This is a genomic window from Bradyrhizobium rifense, assembly GCF_008123425.1.
Classification (GTDB): domain Bacteria; phylum Pseudomonadota; class Alphaproteobacteria; order Rhizobiales; family Xanthobacteraceae; genus Bradyrhizobium; species Bradyrhizobium rifense.
Map to the genome: position 1 here is coordinate 136,352 of NZ_VSSS01000042.1, position 18,170 is coordinate 154,521.

At 58.9% G+C, this 18,170-nt stretch carries 14 protein-coding genes; 6 read left to right on the top strand and 8 right to left on the bottom strand.

From position 1 onward, the window contains the following. Positions 1-176: 176 nt before the first annotated feature. Positions 177-1,058 (top strand): NAD-dependent epimerase/dehydratase family protein, encoded by an 882-nt coding sequence (locus FXB40_RS27645; RefSeq protein WP_148775291.1) that lies wholly within the window; start codon positions 177-179, stop codon positions 1,056-1,058. Between the two features lie 37 nt (positions 1,059-1,095). On the opposite strand, the gene FXB40_RS27650 is transcribed toward FXB40_RS27645, so the two are convergent. The 3 genes from FXB40_RS27650 to FXB40_RS27660 form a co-directional block, all read right to left on the bottom strand. Beyond that, positions 1,096-1,668, bottom strand: coding sequence for a sugar transferase (locus FXB40_RS27650; protein ID WP_148775292.1), 573 nt, complete (start codon positions 1,666-1,668; stop codon positions 1,096-1,098). Positions 1,669-1,675: 7 nt separating this feature from the next. Further along, positions 1,676-2,605: an NAD-dependent epimerase/dehydratase family protein gene (locus FXB40_RS27655; RefSeq protein ID WP_148775293.1), complete on the bottom strand. Its 930-nt coding sequence runs from the start codon at positions 2,603-2,605 to the stop codon at positions 1,676-1,678. 411 nt (positions 2,606-3,016) lie between these two features. Continuing rightward, complete coding sequence (locus FXB40_RS27660; RefSeq protein ID WP_148775294.1) at positions 3,017-4,216, bottom strand: glycosyltransferase; 1,200 nt, start codon at positions 4,214-4,216, stop codon at positions 3,017-3,019. A gap of 286 nt (positions 4,217-4,502) precedes the next feature. On the opposite strand from FXB40_RS27660, the gene FXB40_RS27665 reads away from it, so the two are divergent. The 3 genes from FXB40_RS27665 to FXB40_RS27675 all read left to right on the top strand — a co-directional run bounded on the left by FXB40_RS27665 (position 4,503) and on the right by FXB40_RS27675 (position 8,263). Beyond that, complete coding sequence (locus FXB40_RS27665) at positions 4,503-5,414, top strand: glycosyltransferase (RefSeq protein ID WP_187437183.1); 912 nt, start codon at positions 4,503-4,505, stop codon at positions 5,412-5,414. Between the two features lie 98 nt (positions 5,415-5,512). Continuing rightward, complete coding sequence (locus FXB40_RS27670; protein ID WP_148775296.1) at positions 5,513-6,808, top strand: hypothetical protein; 1,296 nt, start codon at positions 5,513-5,515, stop codon at positions 6,806-6,808. Positions 6,809-6,949: 141 nt separating this feature from the next. Beyond that, positions 6,950-8,263: a lipopolysaccharide biosynthesis protein gene (locus FXB40_RS27675; protein WP_148775297.1), complete on the top strand. Its 1,314-nt coding sequence runs from the start codon at positions 6,950-6,952 to the stop codon at positions 8,261-8,263. 632 nt (positions 8,264-8,895) lie between these two features. Here FXB40_RS27675 and FXB40_RS27680 read toward each other — a convergent pair. The 4 genes from FXB40_RS27680 to FXB40_RS27695 all read right to left on the bottom strand — a co-directional run bounded on the left by FXB40_RS27680 (position 8,896) and on the right by FXB40_RS27695 (position 14,788). After that, positions 8,896-10,137, bottom strand: coding sequence for a glycosyltransferase family 4 protein (locus tag FXB40_RS27680; RefSeq protein WP_148775298.1), 1,242 nt, complete (start codon positions 10,135-10,137; stop codon positions 8,896-8,898). Between the two features lie 61 nt (positions 10,138-10,198). Further along, a complete protein-coding gene (wecB, locus tag FXB40_RS27685) occupies positions 10,199-11,338 on the bottom strand; it encodes a non-hydrolyzing UDP-N-acetylglucosamine 2-epimerase (RefSeq protein WP_148775299.1) in 1,140 nt (379 codons plus the stop codon). 104 nt (positions 11,339-11,442) lie between these two features. Continuing rightward, on the bottom strand, positions 11,443-12,477 hold the full coding sequence (locus FXB40_RS27690; protein WP_148775300.1) for a polysaccharide biosynthesis protein: 1,035 nt from the start codon (positions 12,475-12,477) through the stop codon (positions 11,443-11,445). Positions 12,478-12,724: 247 nt separating this feature from the next. Further along, entirely contained in the window at positions 12,725-14,788 is a 2,064-nt protein-coding gene (locus tag FXB40_RS27695; RefSeq protein ID WP_148775301.1) for a hypothetical protein, read from the bottom strand. Positions 14,789-15,082: 294 nt separating this feature from the next. Here FXB40_RS27695 and FXB40_RS27700 point away from each other — a divergent pair, with 294 nt between their 5' ends. Continuing rightward, positions 15,083-15,841, top strand: coding sequence for a class I SAM-dependent methyltransferase (locus FXB40_RS27700; protein ID WP_148775302.1), 759 nt, complete (start codon positions 15,083-15,085; stop codon positions 15,839-15,841). A 148-nt stretch (positions 15,842-15,989) separates the two neighbouring features. Further along, positions 15,990-17,294 carry a hypothetical protein gene (locus FXB40_RS27705; RefSeq protein WP_148775303.1) on the top strand — a complete coding sequence of 435 codons (1,305 nt, stop codon included), beginning with the start codon at positions 15,990-15,992 and terminating at the stop codon, positions 17,292-17,294. Here the strand turns inward: FXB40_RS27705 and purU are convergent. Then, positions 17,291-18,154: a formyltetrahydrofolate deformylase gene (gene purU, locus FXB40_RS27710; RefSeq protein WP_148775400.1), complete on the bottom strand. Its 864-nt coding sequence runs from the start codon at positions 18,152-18,154 to the stop codon at positions 17,291-17,293. The two genes, FXB40_RS27705 and purU, sit on opposite strands and share 4 nt — an antisense overlap. Between the last annotated feature and the right edge of the window lie 16 nt (positions 18,155-18,170).

An 18,170-nucleotide genomic window follows, 5' to 3' on the forward strand; every position in this document is an offset into this window, starting at 1 on the left:
GTCGGATGATAGAGTAACGCCCTGAATTCTACAACGTTGCCGCACCCTTTACGAATTGAAGCTCGAGCAGTTGCACGGTGGAAAAGTGCGCGGCCGGCGTCAACGACGTCAAACGCGTCACTAGACTATGGTCCTTGGGCGTGCGAAATCTGGATCGTTCAACAAGTGCTTACGAAATGAGTTCGGCGAACGAAAAAAGATGCCTAGTCATTGGCGCCACGGGGCTGGTCGGCGGCCACATTCTCCGGCTGCTGTTGCAGAGCGGACAACGACCGCTCGCCCTCTCCAGATCACGAAAGAGCGCTACGAACGTCGACTGGTTTTGCGGTGACCTGGCAAAGCCTGAAGCCTTGAACTTCCCGGCATTCACGACCCTCTACTGTACCGCCGATGCGATTCTGTTGGCGGACGCGCTTCCCCATATCTTCAATCCTTCGCTGAAGCGGATCGTCGTATTCAGTTCCACCAGCGTCATGACCAAGCGAGACAGCGAGGTCGCTGAAGAGCGAGAGTTGTTGGGAAGGCTGGCCGAGGCTGAAGACAAGATCGTGCTGGCTTGCAAGCGCAACAATGTCGAATGGACGGTCCTGCGTCCGACATTGATCTACGACCCCGGTCGCGACACGAACATTACGCCGCTCTCGCGCCTCATCCGACGATTTGGCTTCATGCCGTTGGTCGGCGGCGGCTCGGGCCTCCGACAGCCGGTGCATGCCGAAGACCTGGCCAGCGGAGCCATTGCAGCGGCATCAACCGCTTCCGCTGCGAACAAGTTCTATTCTCTCCCCGGCGGCGAGACGCTGACCTATCGTGAAATGATCGGCCGGATTTTTGAAGGAATGGGAGTACCCCAACGGACGATTTCGATTCCCGCTTCGCTCTGGAAGGCCGCCTTCGTTTTCGCGAAACCACTCTTTCCAGGTGCGAACGTCGCGATGGGTACGCGCATGACGAAAGACATGATTTTCGATTCGAAACCTGCGTCACAGGACTTCGGTTGGACGCCCCGGACCTTTCACCCCCTGTTTGATCGATCGCCCGTCAAGAAACCGTCGTAATGGTCACTTGACCGCAGGGGCTGGCTGTCCGGTGTGGCTAGCCCGAGCGCTTGTCCCGAACGACCCGATCGACTCCCACGCCATGTCCTCGAAGGGTCGACCAGATCAGCTTCAGATCTCCGGCAAAGCTTTGGCTGCGGATATATTCGGCGTCGACTTCCGCCAGACGCTTGGGGTCCGTCATGTCGATATCCCGGCTTTGCGCAAGGCCCGTAATTCCGGGCAGGACCGTCAGGACTCCCAATCGCTTGCGGGATTCAACCAGTGCCGCCTGGGACGGCAAGCACGGCCGAGGTCCGACAAGGCTCATATCGCCAGCCAGCACGTTGTAGAGCTGCGGGATTTCGTCGACCTTGAAACGCCGAAGATACTCACCGAGCGCGGTAACCGACGACGCCTCAACCTGGTGGGTCGGAACATTGGCAGTTCCGGCACGCATCGTCCGGAACTTGTAACAGATAAATGGATGCCCGCCCTTTCCGACGCGAACCTGCGCGAAAATCGCTGGACCGGGGCTCTGAAGCCGAATAGCTATCGCGATGACGAGGAGGATCGGCCAGGCAACCAAAAGAAACAGCGCGCAGGCTGCGAAATCAAACGCCCGCTTCATCGATCAATCACTCCAACGATCCCGACGGCGGCTCGACTATGGCACGGAGGCCCGCCTTGGTCTCAACCCGAGGAGACCATCCAGCCTTCTGCAAGCAAGCCGAGCTTGCAACGAGCTCCCGCCCGATTCGATCCCAAAGCGACCGGCGCCCTGTCGCAATCACCATGGCTTTGAGCGCCTCAGGCGGTATCGAAATCAGTTGAGGCGAACGTCCCATTCCCTCTCTTAGCGTGGCAAAGATTTCGGCGATAGTGATCGGTTCCGGATCGGAAACGATGAAGGTCTGGTTTAGCGTGGTGGATCCACTGAGACAGAACAAGACTGCTTCTGACAGATTCCGGATTGATAGAAGAGACCGTCGATTACGGAAGGCCCCAAAGGGTAGCGGAATGGGGAACGCCGCAATGCGCACGATCAAGGCGATATTGGCCTTGGCTCCCGGGCCGTAGACGATCACGGGCCTGAGAATTGTATACGGCACGCCAGAGCGCTTAATTTCCTCTTCCGCCTCCAGCTTTGCTCGATCGTAGGCCGTGACCGGGCACGCCTTGTCATTTTCCGTAACGACGCTATCTGCCGCCGAGCCCGCCTGGGCACCAATGGACGACATGAAAATCAAGCGTTTCACTGAGTGATGCCGACAGGCCTCTGCCAAGCCCTTTGTCGCAACACGATTGGCTCGCGTATAGTTGCCGCTATCGACGCGGCTGCGGTGGGCGATGGCGGCCAAATGCACGACGATGTCGATACCCTCGAGCAGCGGGTGCCAGTCCACTTGGGTTTCGAGATCGGGCAATTTCACCCATTCCAAATTGTTCCCCGCTCTGCCCGGCTGGCGCGAAGCCGCCCTGACATGATGTCCGGCGGACGACAAGGCGGAACAAACCGCCCCACCAATGAAGCCCGAAGAGCCGGTGACCAGTATTCGAAATGGCATCCTATTGTTCCGCCCAGCTCACAACTTCCGTCGAATGTCTTAAAGCGGATACGCAACTCACGGTAAAGGTCCGATACAACCGCGCGTCCGAACCATTTTGACGAAGGAGGGCTGGATTGGTCACAGTCCACCGCCATTGGCCGGCCCGTCGGCAGTCCTGCCTCGAATCAGCAGAAGCATCATTGGGCGGCCGGGCGTTTCAAAGCCCGGAATCCCGGTTCGCGCCCAGAATTGGTGAAATATGTTCCATCGTCATGAACCTGACATCCAGTCCGGCCCTAGTCCCAAGATAGTTGCCCAATAACCGGGACGTGGGCCACCGGGAACAACGATCGCCCGACGAAAAGTTCCCGCCGCTTAGCCGGGCGATCATCCCGGGGCAACCTGTCATCCACCGGGCATGGAGATCGATTATCCTCCGCCAATCCTCGCGGCGGCAAACAGCAACTGACGGTTCTGCTCGATGCTTTGCGAATCCTTCAAGACACGTTCGGCATATCGTAGGCACGCGGCTCTCGCTGCGGACTGTTCGGCCAACGTCCAACGCGCCGCCTCATCGATGCAAGCCGCGATGGAGCTGAGGTCTGGCGCGATTGCCCATCCCGCCCCGGCTTCGCTCAGATCGTTCCACGGGGTCTGATCGCTGGTGAGCACAGGCAGCCCGACACTTAATGCCTCAAAAATGACGTGCCCGTAGTTCTCGCCTAGCGTCGGAAACAAAAACAGGTCATAGCCGGCAAAGACCGACGCGATGTCCCGGTGTGCGACTTCACCGCGATAGGCGACGCTGACATGCGGCGGCACCTCGTCGATTAGCCTCTGGCATTCCGCCCAATAGGACTCATCTTCCTTGGGTCCGTAGATATCGAAGACGACGCTTGCATTCACGAGACCAACCGCCCGCAGCGCACCGGTCAGATTCTTTTTAGGCGATAAGCGAGACAAGAAACAGAGGCGAAACGGACGACCACTCTCACGTGGACTCCATGCCGAAGCTGCATTCACAGGCGGCGCGGTCGCCAGATCAGAACCGACTGCTATCGAGGACGAGCCGATTGACATCGTTCGGGAAATATCGTCTGCCTCAATTTCCGTCGAAGCATGCCACATGACGTCCCGGGTCACTCCAAACATTGAAGCGCCCTTGATATACGCCGACTTCCTCAGGCTCTTGAGTGTCAGGGCTCCAGGCGAGAACTCTCCACGCGGCGCAAGGAGCAAGGGTATGCGCGGAATAAGACCGAACCGCCGAGCGAGCAGGACGCGCAAGCTAAAAATCGGATCGAAAAAACTGTTGAGATAAATACAGTCGGGGCGAACCTCGTCGATCAGGGCGCGGATGGCTCGGATGGAAATGGCTCCGGGTGCAAAATATCGAACCTCGGCCTTGCCGATCTTGATCCAGGCATTTCTATCAGCCTGCGGATACGGTTTGGCGTCCCCCAAGTCGCGATCGGTCGTGCCGATGAAAAATCTGATCTCGTCGCCGAGCGCTTCCGCCATGTTCGCGAGCGACCTGATCGGACCGCCTGCCTTGAAGCCCGGCAGATAGTGCCTGTTAAATGCCAACACTTTCATGATGATCTGATACCGTCGCGGCAATATCGACATCTGGCAACGCCAGGTTCGGAATATCCCTTCCAAGGGAACGCAATCGCGAATCCGGCCGAATGTGTCAATCGCACAACGTAGATCATCACCGGCCAATGACCGCAACCACGACGGCAGCGCCGGCCAAACGGCTCACCCGAGGCTGAAAGTCAGACGGCAGAATTCGATGATTTACTGGGAATTGCGCCAGATGGCCAGCCTGTAGTAATCACGGCACCGGCAACTCTCGGGTGTGGCAGGGATAACTTGGAGACCTATGTTGACGGAACTGCCACTGATAAGCTTGGTGACGCCCACCTACAACCGCTCCAAATATCTGCCGGAGACGGTGAACTCGGTACTCAATCAAAGCTATCCCAATATAGAATTCATCATCGTCGACGATGGCTCAACCGACGCGACCGGTGAGTATCTCGACACGCTTCCTCCGACGGTCAAAGTCTTGCGGCAATTGAACGCCGGACAAGTCGCAGCCTTGACGGCAGGCTGGGGCGCAGCAACCGGTACTTATCTCGGTTACCTGAGCGACGACGACATCCTGCTGCCGGACGCGGTCGCAACCCTGGTCAAGCATCTCGAAGCAGAACCTGAGGCGGTCGCAACCTTCCCAAACACCAATCTGATCGATCAGAACGGCAGGGTCGTCAGGGAGCGCGGAGGCCGGCCGTTTTCCCTGGCGGAGCTCGTGATCGAACAAGAATGCTACATTGGCCCCGGCGCCGTCTTTCGTCGGAGCGTCTATGAGGCGGTCGGCGGTTGGGACCCTCACTGCAAGCTCGGACCAGATCGCGAATTCTGGATGCGGGTGGGATGTCTCGGCCGCATCGATTTCAATCCGGAAGTGCTGGCGCTCTACAGGGTCCATTCCGGATCTCTTTCAATCAGCGGAATCGTGTCGGACAAGCTGGTCGACGAGTTCATCTATGTTGCGGACAAGTTCTTCGATGGCCCGTTCTGTCCCAGCTCGCTGCGGGCCAGCAAGAACCTCGCGGTCGCCAACGCCAACCTCGTTGCCGCTCGCGGACATCTGCGCAATGGTCATCTGATCCGGTTTGCCCGGTCAATCATGACCGCCCACAGATACGACCCTGCAAGCCTCAATCTGAAAGCGATGTCGAGACTGGTCCGAGCGGTGATCCCCCCCGAGCTGAAGCAACCGATCGCGCGCCTGGTTGGACGCTTTCGACGCGGCACTTAATCCCGTCATGATCCTCATCGTCACAGGGCTCTGCGCACATGGCTTTTAAGACTCCCGAGCGTCTCAGCGCCCTTCGGCTGACCGGAGCGCCAGCGGCCATGACGATCTATCTTGCCTTGACCGTGCTGGCCTTTCGTTTCGGCCCGTGGCCCTGGCCAGTGCAACAGCCGGGATACCTTTACCTCTATCTCACAGCGGCCATCGCCCTGTTCTTCACCGGGGCAATCGGCGGCGCCTTCGCATCCATCCCGTGGCGGTCGCCCATCGCAAGTCATCGAGAAGCTGCAACGATCAAGGTTGCGATTCTGCTCATGGTTCTCAGTGTGCTGATGTTGTCGGAGGCGCGAACCGACTCGCTCCTACCACCGGTCTCGCTTCAACTGTCGCTCGCGAACTACAACTACGATATCTTCGTTGCGAGGAATTTCACACGAGGATGGTGGACCTACTTCGAATACGCGTTCGCCCTGCTCAGCCCGTTCTTCTTTCTGGCGCTGACCGGAGCAATTCAGCATTGTCGTCAGCTGGGGTGGCCCTACCGGATTGCGTATATCTTCGCCTGTGTCACTTATCTCCTGATCTACACGCACATCGGCGTTAATCGCGGTCTCTTCCAATTGTCGGTGCTGCTGCCACTGACCTTTGGGCTATGTTACGCCTTTTCGGGACTGACCTCGCGCCGCACGATCTGGATCTTGATCTCCTCCGCGGTCGTTGGCATCGCATTGTTCCTGTGGATCTTCGTTTTCTTCATTTCATTCCGCGATCCAGCATCCAACGTAGGCCACTTCACGCCATTGAATCTTGACGCGCAGAGATCCGGAGCGATCTATGCAATGCTGCCGCCGGCGCTGTACCCGGGCTACGAGACGGTCACGCGATATCTCGGCGTCGGCTACTATGGACTTTCTCTCGCGCTGGCAGAAACCGACTATGGACTCGGGTGGGGACTCACCAATTCCCTGCTCGTCTTGAGGAAGGCCAAGGTTCTCCTCGGCGACAGCTGGTACTTCCATACGCTTCTTCCGGTCATCGAAAAGAAGTACGATTGGAGCCTCTGGTCAACTTGGCACTCCGCGTTCGCGTGGTTCATCTCGGATTTCGGCGTGTCCGGTTCGTTGATCGTCGTTCTGATGATTGGTGTCCTTTATGGCCTGGTGTGGCGCAATCTTTTGATGACGGGATCCGTCGTTGCCCTGGCCTTGTTCTATCTGCTGAACACGATGGTGTTTTATTTTCCGGCCAACAATCAACTGCTGCAGTCGGCCGACACGTTTTTCGGCTTCCTGGTTCTGTTCCTGATTTTCGTTGCCGGTTTTTTCCAACTGAATCTCATCAGAACGTCACCCTCAGCGACCACCGTTTTCGATCAGCCTTCCAAGGATCGGTTTTAGCCAGCCTCCGTGCGACGTCAGGGCAAGATGTCGACAGCATGGACAACGGATCATAGAGATGCAGCCGTGACCTTCTTACGCACACGCCCGACGGACGGACCTTCGGGTGGCGGAAATGCGGGCCGATCCGGCGGCATGGCCATGGCAGGCAAAGTCTTCCAACTCGCGACCGGCGTCGGAATTGGCCTGCTGCTTCCGCTCAGCCTGAGTTTGCACGACGTCGGCCTGTTCTTTTTCGTCCAGGCCATTGTCAACGTCAGCGTTGTCCTCGCTCAATTGGGACTGCCCGTGACGATCCCCGGAATCGTCTCACACGCGATGGCGGTTGGAGACACGGGACGAGCCCGGATTGTCGCCATCGAAACGATCAAGATGTCCGTTATCTCCGGCCTGGCTGTCGGATGCCTGGTCGGAATTTGTGCGTTCGCTTTCGGCCCGGCTGCCAACGCATTGAGCCCACAGATCTGGAGTCTCGTTCCGCTCATCATTCCCATGATTGCGGCCGGCGCTCTGCTTGGCGTGCTGGCAGAACTCCATCGCGCACTCTACGGCATGGTGGCCGCTTCGTTCCTGCCCGCCTTTCAGGGGCTGATCGTCAGCGCCTATCTCGTGTTTGCGCTCACTTTCAGAATCCCCATGTCCATCTCGCACCTTCTGACCGCCAGCGTGCTCGCGGCTATAGCCGGGATCGCGCTCGGACTGGTGCAATTGGGGCGAATGATGCGTCCGTGGCAACGGGTACCGCCGGCGCCCCGGTCAGACATCCTCGCAGAAAGCTGGCCAAATCTCGTAACGACCATAAGTTTCGTTGCTGCGTCCCAGCTCGACATTTGGGTCGTGGGACTAGGCGGCCACCCTGCAGACGTCGCCTGCTACGGATTGGCTCTGAGAATAGGGGGCCTGTTCGCGGTCCCGCTCACGATCGTATCGCTCACGATCCTGCCCCATATCGTCACCAACTGGGCACAGCATCGTCGCTTGTACTTGCAGTGGCTGCTAACCCTCTCGGCGACTGGAGCGACCTTTGCAGCACTCGTTGGATTTGTCCTGTTCGCTGGCGTCGGGCGAAGTCTGATATTGGCGATCTGGGGAGAGGCGTATGCGCCGGCCTTCGGTGCCGCGCTCATCCTGGGTCTCGGCCAAGTCATGTTTTCGGCGGGCGGCGTTGCCGGTTACGCGCTTATTCTCCTGGGCAGGCAGAAAGCCGCAATGGTCATCACGTTGATCATCGCGAGCGTCACGGTGCCCCTGGCCGCCTGGGCCATGTTCACTTTCGGGATTTTGGGCGTTGCGACCGTATATGCCGCAAGTTCGACCGTGCAAGCGCTGGCCAATGTCCTTCTCGTCCGCAACTTTTTCGGACTCGCCGCGAATGCAAGGTTGATAAATCCCTTGCGCGTCGGTCGGCTGTTGTCTCACACGCCGAAAAGCTTGCGAAAGTCGTTGCCGGAATGACGACGGGATTCAGAGTGTCAACGAAGGCGGCGGCAATCCTGTCGTCCGCCTTGAGGCTCGCACCGCAAGCGACCGGCCAATTGCCCGGCCGAACTGTTTCTGGTAGTCGTGCGCCCATGCAATCGTGGACGCTCTCGAGGACGATAGTGCTAGGGCTGGGGCTGCTGGCACTGTATTTTCCGGTCGCCATCTACCTGAAATATTCGTACTCGCCGCCGCCGGAACAGCTGTTTATTCGGACCTTCATGCTCCCGCCATTCACAAAGGTTGACGGCGATGGGCATGCGTATAGGCATCAACGGCATACATCGCGTCGCTTGACGCGCTCGCTGACTCCGCCGACATCAAGGCCAGGTCTCCGATCTTGATCTACGAAAACGATAAGCCGATCGGGCCTGCGCACAGCTCGCACGAGGACATCGAAAAGATCCGCAAGGGACGATTTTCGCATTGGCGAGGAATGGGAATCATTTTCTCTGCAAGCGATATCACCGACCCGAACACAAACGGCAGGCGGTATACCATCGTTGTGCCGAAGTGAGATCGCAAGGGCCGCAGTGCCGGTAAGTATCGCTGGTCCGGCCCGCGACGTCCTCATCGAAGATGAGCTCCGACGGCCGCAGCCGCTCACGTCAACGCGCCTCCCGCTTCCCGCCACCCGAATTGCGCAATTCGGACAACCAGCTGACGAGCTTGTCGATCTGATTCTTGCGATCGAATTCGGCGGTTGCAAGATCGCGTCCGCGCTCGCCCATCGCGCGCCTCTCATCCGGCGTCAATCCCGCAAGCTGCACGACCGCATCGGCGAGTCCTTTCGCATCACTGGCAGCGCAGACGAGACCGGCTCCCGCCTGCTGGACCAGTGCCGCTCCCTCGCCGTTCATCATGGCGAGAACTGGAACACCTGCGGCGAGGTAAGTCTGCAGCTTGGCGGGGATCGTCGAGGACAACACGGAGTCCGGCTTCAACGAGACGAGCAATGCATCAGCGTGGCTGAAAAATGACGGCATTCGCTCGACTGCAAACCGTCCAAGCATCAAAACCGCATCACCAAGACCGCGACGACCGATCTCGGAAGCGACCCAATCCGACATGCGGCCGTCGCCAACGAGGACCCAGCGGAATTCCGGGCGGCCGCCCAAATGCTCGGCGGCGTCGAGAATTGCGGGAAAGTCTTGCGCGTCGCCGATGTTGCCGGCGAACATCACCGTGAATTTGCCATGCGCAGGCGGAACCTCGGGCGCCGCAGCCTGATCGCGCGCCCCATAGATCAGTTCAGCCCAGTTGGGAAAGTAGACGATGCGCTCCGGATGATCGCAATTGCCGGCGATCCGCGGAACAAAGCTGCGCGACTGCGCCAGGATCAGATCGCAACGATTGTATATGAACCGGACCAAACGACCAATCAGCGCCAGCAACCGGGGCGATGTCACTGCGCCGACGGCAGAGAGCGTTTCAGGCCACAGGTCCTGCACCCAGAAAGCCATCGGCACCCGGCGCAGCCGACGTAACAGGATCGCCGGAATGCCGACCGTGACCGGAGACGGCTCGAACACAAAGATGCAATCGAATGGCGTCGATCGGAGCTTGATCGGGCCGAGAACGGTCGCGGTCACGACGAAGCTTAGATAGTTCAGCAATAGCCCGGGTCCGGCGGATCGTGCCAGCAGAGGGACGCGCAAGATCCGCGCACCCTTGTGCCGCTCGTACCGCTCGGGCGCAGCGTAGAAATCGGCAAATCCGCTGCGATTGGGGTAGCTCGGCGTCCCGGTCAGGATCGTGACCTCGTGACCTCGCGCCACGAGATCTTCCACGAGATCGTTGATCTTGAAATTTTCCGGCCAAAAGTACTGGCTGACGACAAGCAACTTCAAGGAGCACCAATCCAGGCTATCTTACGGTGCGGACGACGGGCGGCGTCCGGCGCGATGTCTTCTAACGATTCGTTCTCCAGACAACCCTGTGGACGTAGTCGGTGTAGCTGTGAATGATGCGAACGACCTTGTCGGACACGTTCGGCGTCGCATAGTCGGATACGATCTGCAGGGCGCGATCGGCGCCGCGCTCCCGCGCATCGAGGATCGCAATTCCTTGCATGACACGATCCACGTCGAGGCCGACCATCATCGCGGTCCCCTCCTCCATGCCTTCGGGACGCTCGTGTGCCTCTCGAATGTTCAGCGCCGGGAGATCGAGAATCGACGCTTCCTCGGTGATGGTGCCGCTGTCTGAAAGTACGGCGCGGGCTCCGATCTGCAGATTGACGTAGTCGCTGAATCCAAGCGGCTTCAGCAGCTGGACTTCCGGCCGGAACGACATGCCCCTCGCGTCGATCCGCTTCTGGGTGCGCGGATGGGTTGAGACGATGACCGGCAGGTTGAACTGCGCGGCAACCGCATTGAGCATCTCCCGGAGCTTTGCGAAGTTCGTCTCGGAATCGACGTTCTCTTCCCGGTGCGCGCTAACCACGAAATACCGGCCGGTCTCCAGCCCGAGCCGCGCCTGTACACCGGAAGCATCGATCTGTGGACGGTAGTGCTCCAGCACCTCGAACATCGGGCTGCCGGTCTTGATGACGCGGTCGGGCGCCAATCCCTCGCGGAGCAGATAGTCGCGGGCGATGGTCGAATAAGTGAGGTTGATATCCGCGGTGTGATCGACGATCCGTCGATTGATCTCCTCCGGCACGCGGTCGTCGAAGCTGCGGTTGCCCGCTTCCATGTGAAAGATCGGAATCCTGCGACGCTTGGCGGCGATCACCGCAAGGCTGCTGTTCGTGTCGCCGAGGATAAGTAGCGCTTCGGGGCCCCGCTCCGCCAGGACCCGGTCCGTTGCGATGATGACGTTGCCGATCGTCTCGGCCGCCGTCGCACCTGCGGCTCCGAGAAAAACGTCCGGCTTGCGGATGCCGAGATCATCGAAGAAGATCTGATTCAGCTCGTAGTCGTAGTTCTGTCCAGTATGGACCAGCGTGTGATCGCAAAATTGATCGAGCTTGGCGATGACGCGCGACAGCCGAATGATTTCCGGTCTGGTGCCGATTACAGTAAGTACTTTCAGCTTGCCGGCAGTCATGAACCCGACATCCTACATCTCATCCGTCTCAACCCGGTGACCATCCGCCGGTTACGAGCAGCAAAGGCGCGCGTGCCCAGCCGCGTCGGATTTGCGCCGCTTCGTCATCCTTCGTTGACGGGTGTGCGGCCTGCAACGACCGTGCGGATGTAATCAAGGCTGTTGAGCAACTTGATCATGCCGGCGACATCAAGGCGCTCGGTATTGTGCGAATTGTAATCCTCGCTGCGCGAGATCTGCGTTTCGCCCTCTTCGAAAAACTTGGTGTAGTTCAGATCGCGCAAATCAGGCGGAACACGGTAGTAGAGATCGAGATCCTGCGCACTGGCGCGCTCCTCCCGGCTGAGCAGCGTTTCGTACAGCTTCTCCCCGTGACGGGTCCCGATGATCTGGATTGGGTGATTGGGCCGATCGAGAACCTTCACCATCGCCTTGGCAAGCACTTCGATCGTCGCGGCCGGAGCCTTCTGGACAAAGATGTCGCCGTTGTCGCCGTGTTCGAACGCATAGAGCACGAGATCCACTGCGTCGCCGAGCGACATCATGAAGCGCGTCATGTTCGGATCGGTGATGGTGATGGGCTTGCCGGCGAGGATCTGATCAACGAACAACGGAATGACCGAGCCGCGCGAGGCCATCACGTTGCCGTAGCGCGTGCCGCAAATCACCGTCGATCGCGCATCGAGGTTGCGCGACTTGGCGACCATGACCTTTTCCATCAGCGCCTTGGATATTCCCATCGCGTTGATCGGGTACACGGCCTTGTCGGTCGAGAGGCAGACGATACGCCTGACATTGGACGCAATCGCCGCTTCGAGCACATTCTCCGTTCCCACGACGTTGGTCTTGACTGCCTCCATGGGATGGAACTCGCAGGACGGAACCTGCTTCAGCGCGGCGGCATGGAACACGAAATCAGCGCCGCGCATCGGGCCAAGAAGACTCGAATAGTCACGGACATCGCCAAGATAGAACTTGAGCTTGTCGGAATTGTAGAATTTGCGCTGATCGTCCTGTTTCTTCTCATCACGGCTGAAAATGCGAATTTCGCGAATTGCCGACGAGAGAAAGCGACGCAACACTGCGTTACCAAAAGACCCGGTGCCACCCGTGATGAGCAAGCATTTGTCTTCGAACATCGACGTCCCTAAGCGATCTATCAAAGTTGGCGGTGCTGCGAGCAGCTCGCAGTCCGACGCACCCCGGCCTTCCGGAAACTGCTACAGAACCCCCCGCTCTTCCGCAACCGCCGATTGCCTTCATATCAGGCAGATACGGGGATTAAACACAAATTAGGGCCGTGAAACGCCTGGTTTGAGCGAATCCGAGCCGAATTTGGCCAAATCGGCACATGAGCCTTCGGCATCACTGTCGCCCGTCGACCTCTCAATTGGTCTCCAATGTAGAGAATCCCCCAAAGGCACGATGCAAGGGTCGGTTCTGCCATCCCGGGGCAAGTGCAGCCTCGAGCATCATCGGAAGCTTCATTGGCCCGATCACTCTCTCAGCCTTGACAAGACACGCCGAATATTCGGCGGGAAGTTGGATCTCGGACAGATATTGGGTCGGCCGATAGAACGCCGGCAACAGTACCGTGCTGAACGAGACCCGGTCCTGCGGAAGGTCCACCGGGATGTTCTGATCGAGAGGTTGCCATATGCCCTCGCGCCTCGCGTATTGAAGTGAAACCGTCACCCTGCCCGGCCGGCAGTTCCCTCCGCCGAAGGTCAGAAGGATACGGTCTCCGGCAGCCCGCACATCCCATTGCAGGCCTTGTTCGGCAAGTTTGGGGGTCATGCTGTCCGGGGCACTCTCGACAAGCGCGCGATGTCTGTCGGGCAACGGCAGGCCGAAGACCGCCGTTTCGCTCGTGGACGATTTTGAGACGAGGGCTATCGGCTCTCTCGGCTTCGCCAGCAAGGCTTCGAATTGATGCTGCAGGACCCGATCTTGATACATCGCCATACCAGCGTAGACCAAGATCAGTCCGACGAACGCGATCGCGGCAACGGTCAAGAAGCAAGGCAAAACACCGCGAAGCCGCGACCATTCAAAGGGAACGCTGAAAAAAGAGAGAACCGCCAGGACCCAGACGAACTCGAGCTGAAAGACATGCCGAACCGAAAACTGCACCACCGGATATGTCAAAAGCGCGCCGAACATCAGGAACAGAGCGAATGCCTCGCGCGGCCTCACGGCCGCCTCTCGCCAGAAGAACGCGACAAATCCTGTCACACATATGATCGCAACCAATGGGTTCGCGAGTCGATCGTAGAGCCGGTTCAGCAAGCGCGCGATCCGCGGGGCCGCACGCACCGGAACACCTGGATCCAGATTGATACGCCCGGGCGCGACGAGGCGCGGAAACAGAACCACCCAGGCGGCGGATTTCAGCGCTTGCGTTGTCACATCGCCGGCAAAGTATGGAAGCCAACCGAGCACGTAAGAACCGGATCGTGTCGCAGCCTGGGAAACCGTGTGGCCAAGCTTGCCCTCTCCCGCATCCCAGTTCGGATCAGCGGGACGCAAGTCCGCAGCGACGGACGACAGCACGATCTCGTCCGAATAACGCGCTCCGAGCGAATATGGCACAGGCCCCAAATCCAGATAACTCTGGAATGGATCGGACAGGCCTTGCATCAGCAACGTGCCGGATGCGCCGGCCGTTCCGACCCCCAACAGCGGCGCGGCAGAAAACAAGGCCGTCGCGACGAAAACGGCGATTGTTGCGACGCCGACTTTCCATCGCTTCGGTCCCCAACCGACCACCAACGAGATGATTCCGATGGGCAACAGGATGAAAATATCGGAGCGAAAGCCGACTCCCAGGCCGATCGTCACGCCGGAAAGAGCCGCCCACAACAAAGCCATGCGCGGCAACTCGGCGCGCATGGTTAGGATCAGAAACGCGATGGCCCAGATGAAGAATGGCGCCTTGGAGAAGTCCCGAAAGTACGGAACCATCGACAGCATGACCGGCGACAGAGCCAGAAGACCTGCCCCCGCCACAGCGGGCCATCTCGCGAAGAAAAGACGAACCAAGACGAAGCAACCGCACGCATAGGCACCGACCAGCGCCGAAACCAGCGGCCAAAGGTTCGCGTAGCGAATTGAAGTCATGCGCCACAAGGCGGAGACCGCCCAACCCAGATAAAGTTGCGCACGAAAGAACATGCCGGCCGGCTCTTCCGGCGCGATCCCGATCGTCGCGCAGTCGAACACAGAGCTGCGTCCGAACAGGAAATCGACCATCGGCGGGGGAGTGACCGGGGAGCGCACGAAGCCGTGACCGCAAGCCGAATAGACCATCTCCGGCATGAACGCCTGATAGAAGTACAGCATACTCGATTGGTGAAGCACGGTGGCGCCCAGCACCGCACCCAACAGGGCGAATCCCACCCCAAGAAACCAGTCGGGGCGGCCAGGCATCGTCACGTCTTCTCTCGACATTGTAGGGAGTCTCACAATCGGGTCGATCCGGTCCGACCTCCGGAACGGTCCGGCGGCAGCACGAGCGAAAATTCGTGACTCGAGGTCGTTTATACGTCCATTGGGGCACCGACAAGTGAGCGAGGCCAGGTCTCCGCCGCAGACCCGACGGCCCGTTCCGGCAGCATCCGCACGGACATTGGCGAATTCCCCGCCGCGCGGTCCCCGGAAACCAGCATTGCCTCCCCTTCTACAGCGACTGGCTTTCAAGTACTGTCGGCACTTCTATTCCCGACATCCCGGCTGGAGTTGTAAATGACGCTTAGGGTCACGGCGCGCGAGTTCTTGCGAGGCACACTTCATCGCCTTGGCCTGACGAAAGTCATCGACTGGCTGCGCCAGTCGAGGGGAAACAGATTCACCATCGACAAGCGCGCCTCCGTGCGGGATCGCTTCGCTTCAATCTATCAGAACGATCTTTGGAAGATGAATGAGGGCCACCCCTCTTCGGGAGAAGGGTCAAGCGAGCACTCGGCGCAGAACGTGATCGAGAGCCTCCCGAAAGTCGTATCCGAGCTCGGCATATCCTCGCTCCTGGACATCGGCTGCGGTGACTTTACCTGGATGCAGAAGATCGAGCTGTCTTGCTCATACACCGGGGCCGACATCGTTCCATCCGTGATTGCGCACAATCAGAAGGAGTTTTCCACGGCGCAGCGGAGTTTCATTTGCCTGGATGCCATTACCGAAGATATCCCGGCTGCGGATGCGGTGTTTTGCAGGGAGGTGCTTTTCCACCTGAGTTTTGCTGATAGCATGAGCCTGATCAGAAACGTCTACAAATCAGGGAGCAGATTCTTCCTTGCGACGACAGAACGAGCAACCGGGTACAACTCCGACATCGATAGCGGAGACTGGCGCATTCTGAATCTGCAGATTTCTCCGTACAACTTCGGACCTCCGATCATGGAGATCGCGGATGATTCCGTCAGCGTCGGCAGGATTATCGGGGTCTGGCGGCGGGAAGATTTTCCTATTTGGGCGAAAACCCGTCCGGAACGAGCTGCGTCCTGACCCGCGCAATGCGAGCGACAGCATGCCCGGCGCGATGGTGTCCCCGACGATACAGGGCATGGCGGCCTGCAGGCGATGCCTGTTCCGCCGGTTGCCAGACGCTCTCCTCGCCCCTGTTGAGGTCGCTCTCCCCTCAAGGATCCGGTGAATGACTTTAAAGGATAGATGGCGAGCCATTGCCGGTCTCGTCGAAACTCCGGGCGGAATCGGCCTCCTGATTTGCCTCCACATCGTTACCATCAGCTTATCCTTGAGAGCCATCACGACTTTCAGCCCTCATTATTTCAGCGCCGCCTCGTTCCATATTTTCTACGACCCGGCTCGATTGCCGGTGGCCGCGGCAGTGGTCGCGGCCTTCGCCCTTGTCGGCACGATCTTTTTGGTAGCCCGCTTTAGTTTCGGATATCTGGCCGGATTCTATCTCTATTCGATGATCGTGGGCTATCTCTGGCTCAACTGCTTCAGCGATTTCAACTACGATCACAAATTGGCTGCATGGTCTGCAGCATTTTCGGCTGCCGCGTTTCTGGTGCCTGCAACGCTGATCGTCTCACCCGTTGGCAGAGCATACGAACTTCCCGCGAGAATGTTCGAGCACTTGCTGACGCTCATTCTGTTATTGTCCCTGGCGACGATCATAATTGGCGCAATCTACAATTTCAGAATCGTAACCATAGAAAATATCTACAGCTACCGCGAGGAGCTCGCTTTTCCCGCCGGACTTAGGTACGCGATCGGGATCACCACCACCACCCTGCTGCCCTTCGCTTTTGCCTGTTTCGTTGCGCGAGGAAACATTTGGCGCGCGGCTGCGGTGCTGGTTCTGTCCGTGCTGTTTTATCCGGTCACGCTGACCAAATTCGCTATTTTTACACCGGTTTGGCTGGTCTTCGTTGCTTTCCTCGCCCGATATTTCGGATCCAGAACGGCAGTCATTTTCTCCCTGTTGCTGCCATTGCTTGCAGGACTGCTGACCTCCATTTTTGCGGTGTTGCCGACCCTCTTCTACACAATCAATTTTCGGATGATGATCATCCCGTCGAACGCTTTCGATATCTACAACGATTATTTCTCCAGGCACGAGCTGACTCATTTCTGTCAGATCGGACTCCTGAAGCCGTTGCTGTCATGCCCGTACAGCGAACCGCTGACGAACGTGATGAAGCAAGCCTATGAACTCGGATATTTGAATGCGTCGCTGTTTGCGACCGAAGGCATCGCCTCCGTCGGCCCCCTGCTCGCACCGATCGCGGCGTTCGCATGCGGGCTGGTCATCGCTTTCGGTAATCGTCTGTCAGCGGATCTGCCGCCCGAATTTGTCCTGATCTCCGGTGCGATCCTGCCGCAGGTCCTGCTCAACGTTCCCCTGTCGACCACGCTTCTGACGCATGGGGCCGCGGTGCTGTTTCTACTCTGGTACGTCACGCCGCGCGCGATATTCGTACGCGCCTAGTCCACGAACACCACCGTCTTGCGGCCGTTGAGGATGACGCGGTCGTCGAGGTGATAGCGGATCGCACGCGCCAGCACGCGGCGCTCAATGTCGCGGCCCTTGCGGACGAGATCGTCCGGCGTGTCGCGGTGGCTGATGCGCTCGACGTCCTGGTCGATGATCGGGCCTTCGTCCAGATCGCGCGTGACGTAATGGGCGGTCGCGCCGATCAGCTTCACACCGCGCTCATGAGCCTGGTGATAGGGCTTTGCGCCCTTGAAGCCCGGCAGGAACGAATGATGGATGTTGATGCAGCGGCCGGAGAGCTTGGCCGACAGGTCATCCGACAGGATTTGCATGTAGCGGGCGAGCACCACGAGATCGGTCCTGGTCCTGGCGACGAGATCGAGGATCTGCGCCTCCTGCTCGCTCCTGGTCTCCTTGGTGACCGGCAAATAGTGAAACGGGATGCTGCCGAAATCGAGCCCGGCATAGACCTCGCGCGGATGGTTGGAGACGATCGCGGCCAGGGTCATCGGCAACTCGCCGGTGCGCCAGCGATAGAGGATGTCGACCAGGCAGTGGTCGGACTTCGACACCAGCAGCATCACCTTGCGATGCGCGGCGCGGTCGCGCATCTGCCACTCCATGCCGAAACGCTCGGCGATCGCGGCAAAGCCGGTCTGGAGCGCAGGCAGCTCCACGGCAAGATCGGCCGCGGTGAAGACGACACGCATGAAGAATTTCTTGGTCTCGACGTCGTCGAACTGCTGGGCGTCGAGAATGTTCTGTCCGGAATTCGCCAGGAAGGTCGACACCGCCGAGACGATGCCGGGTCGATCCGGACAGGACAGGGTCAGAACATATTGATGATCGGGCATGACTTTGAAGAACTGG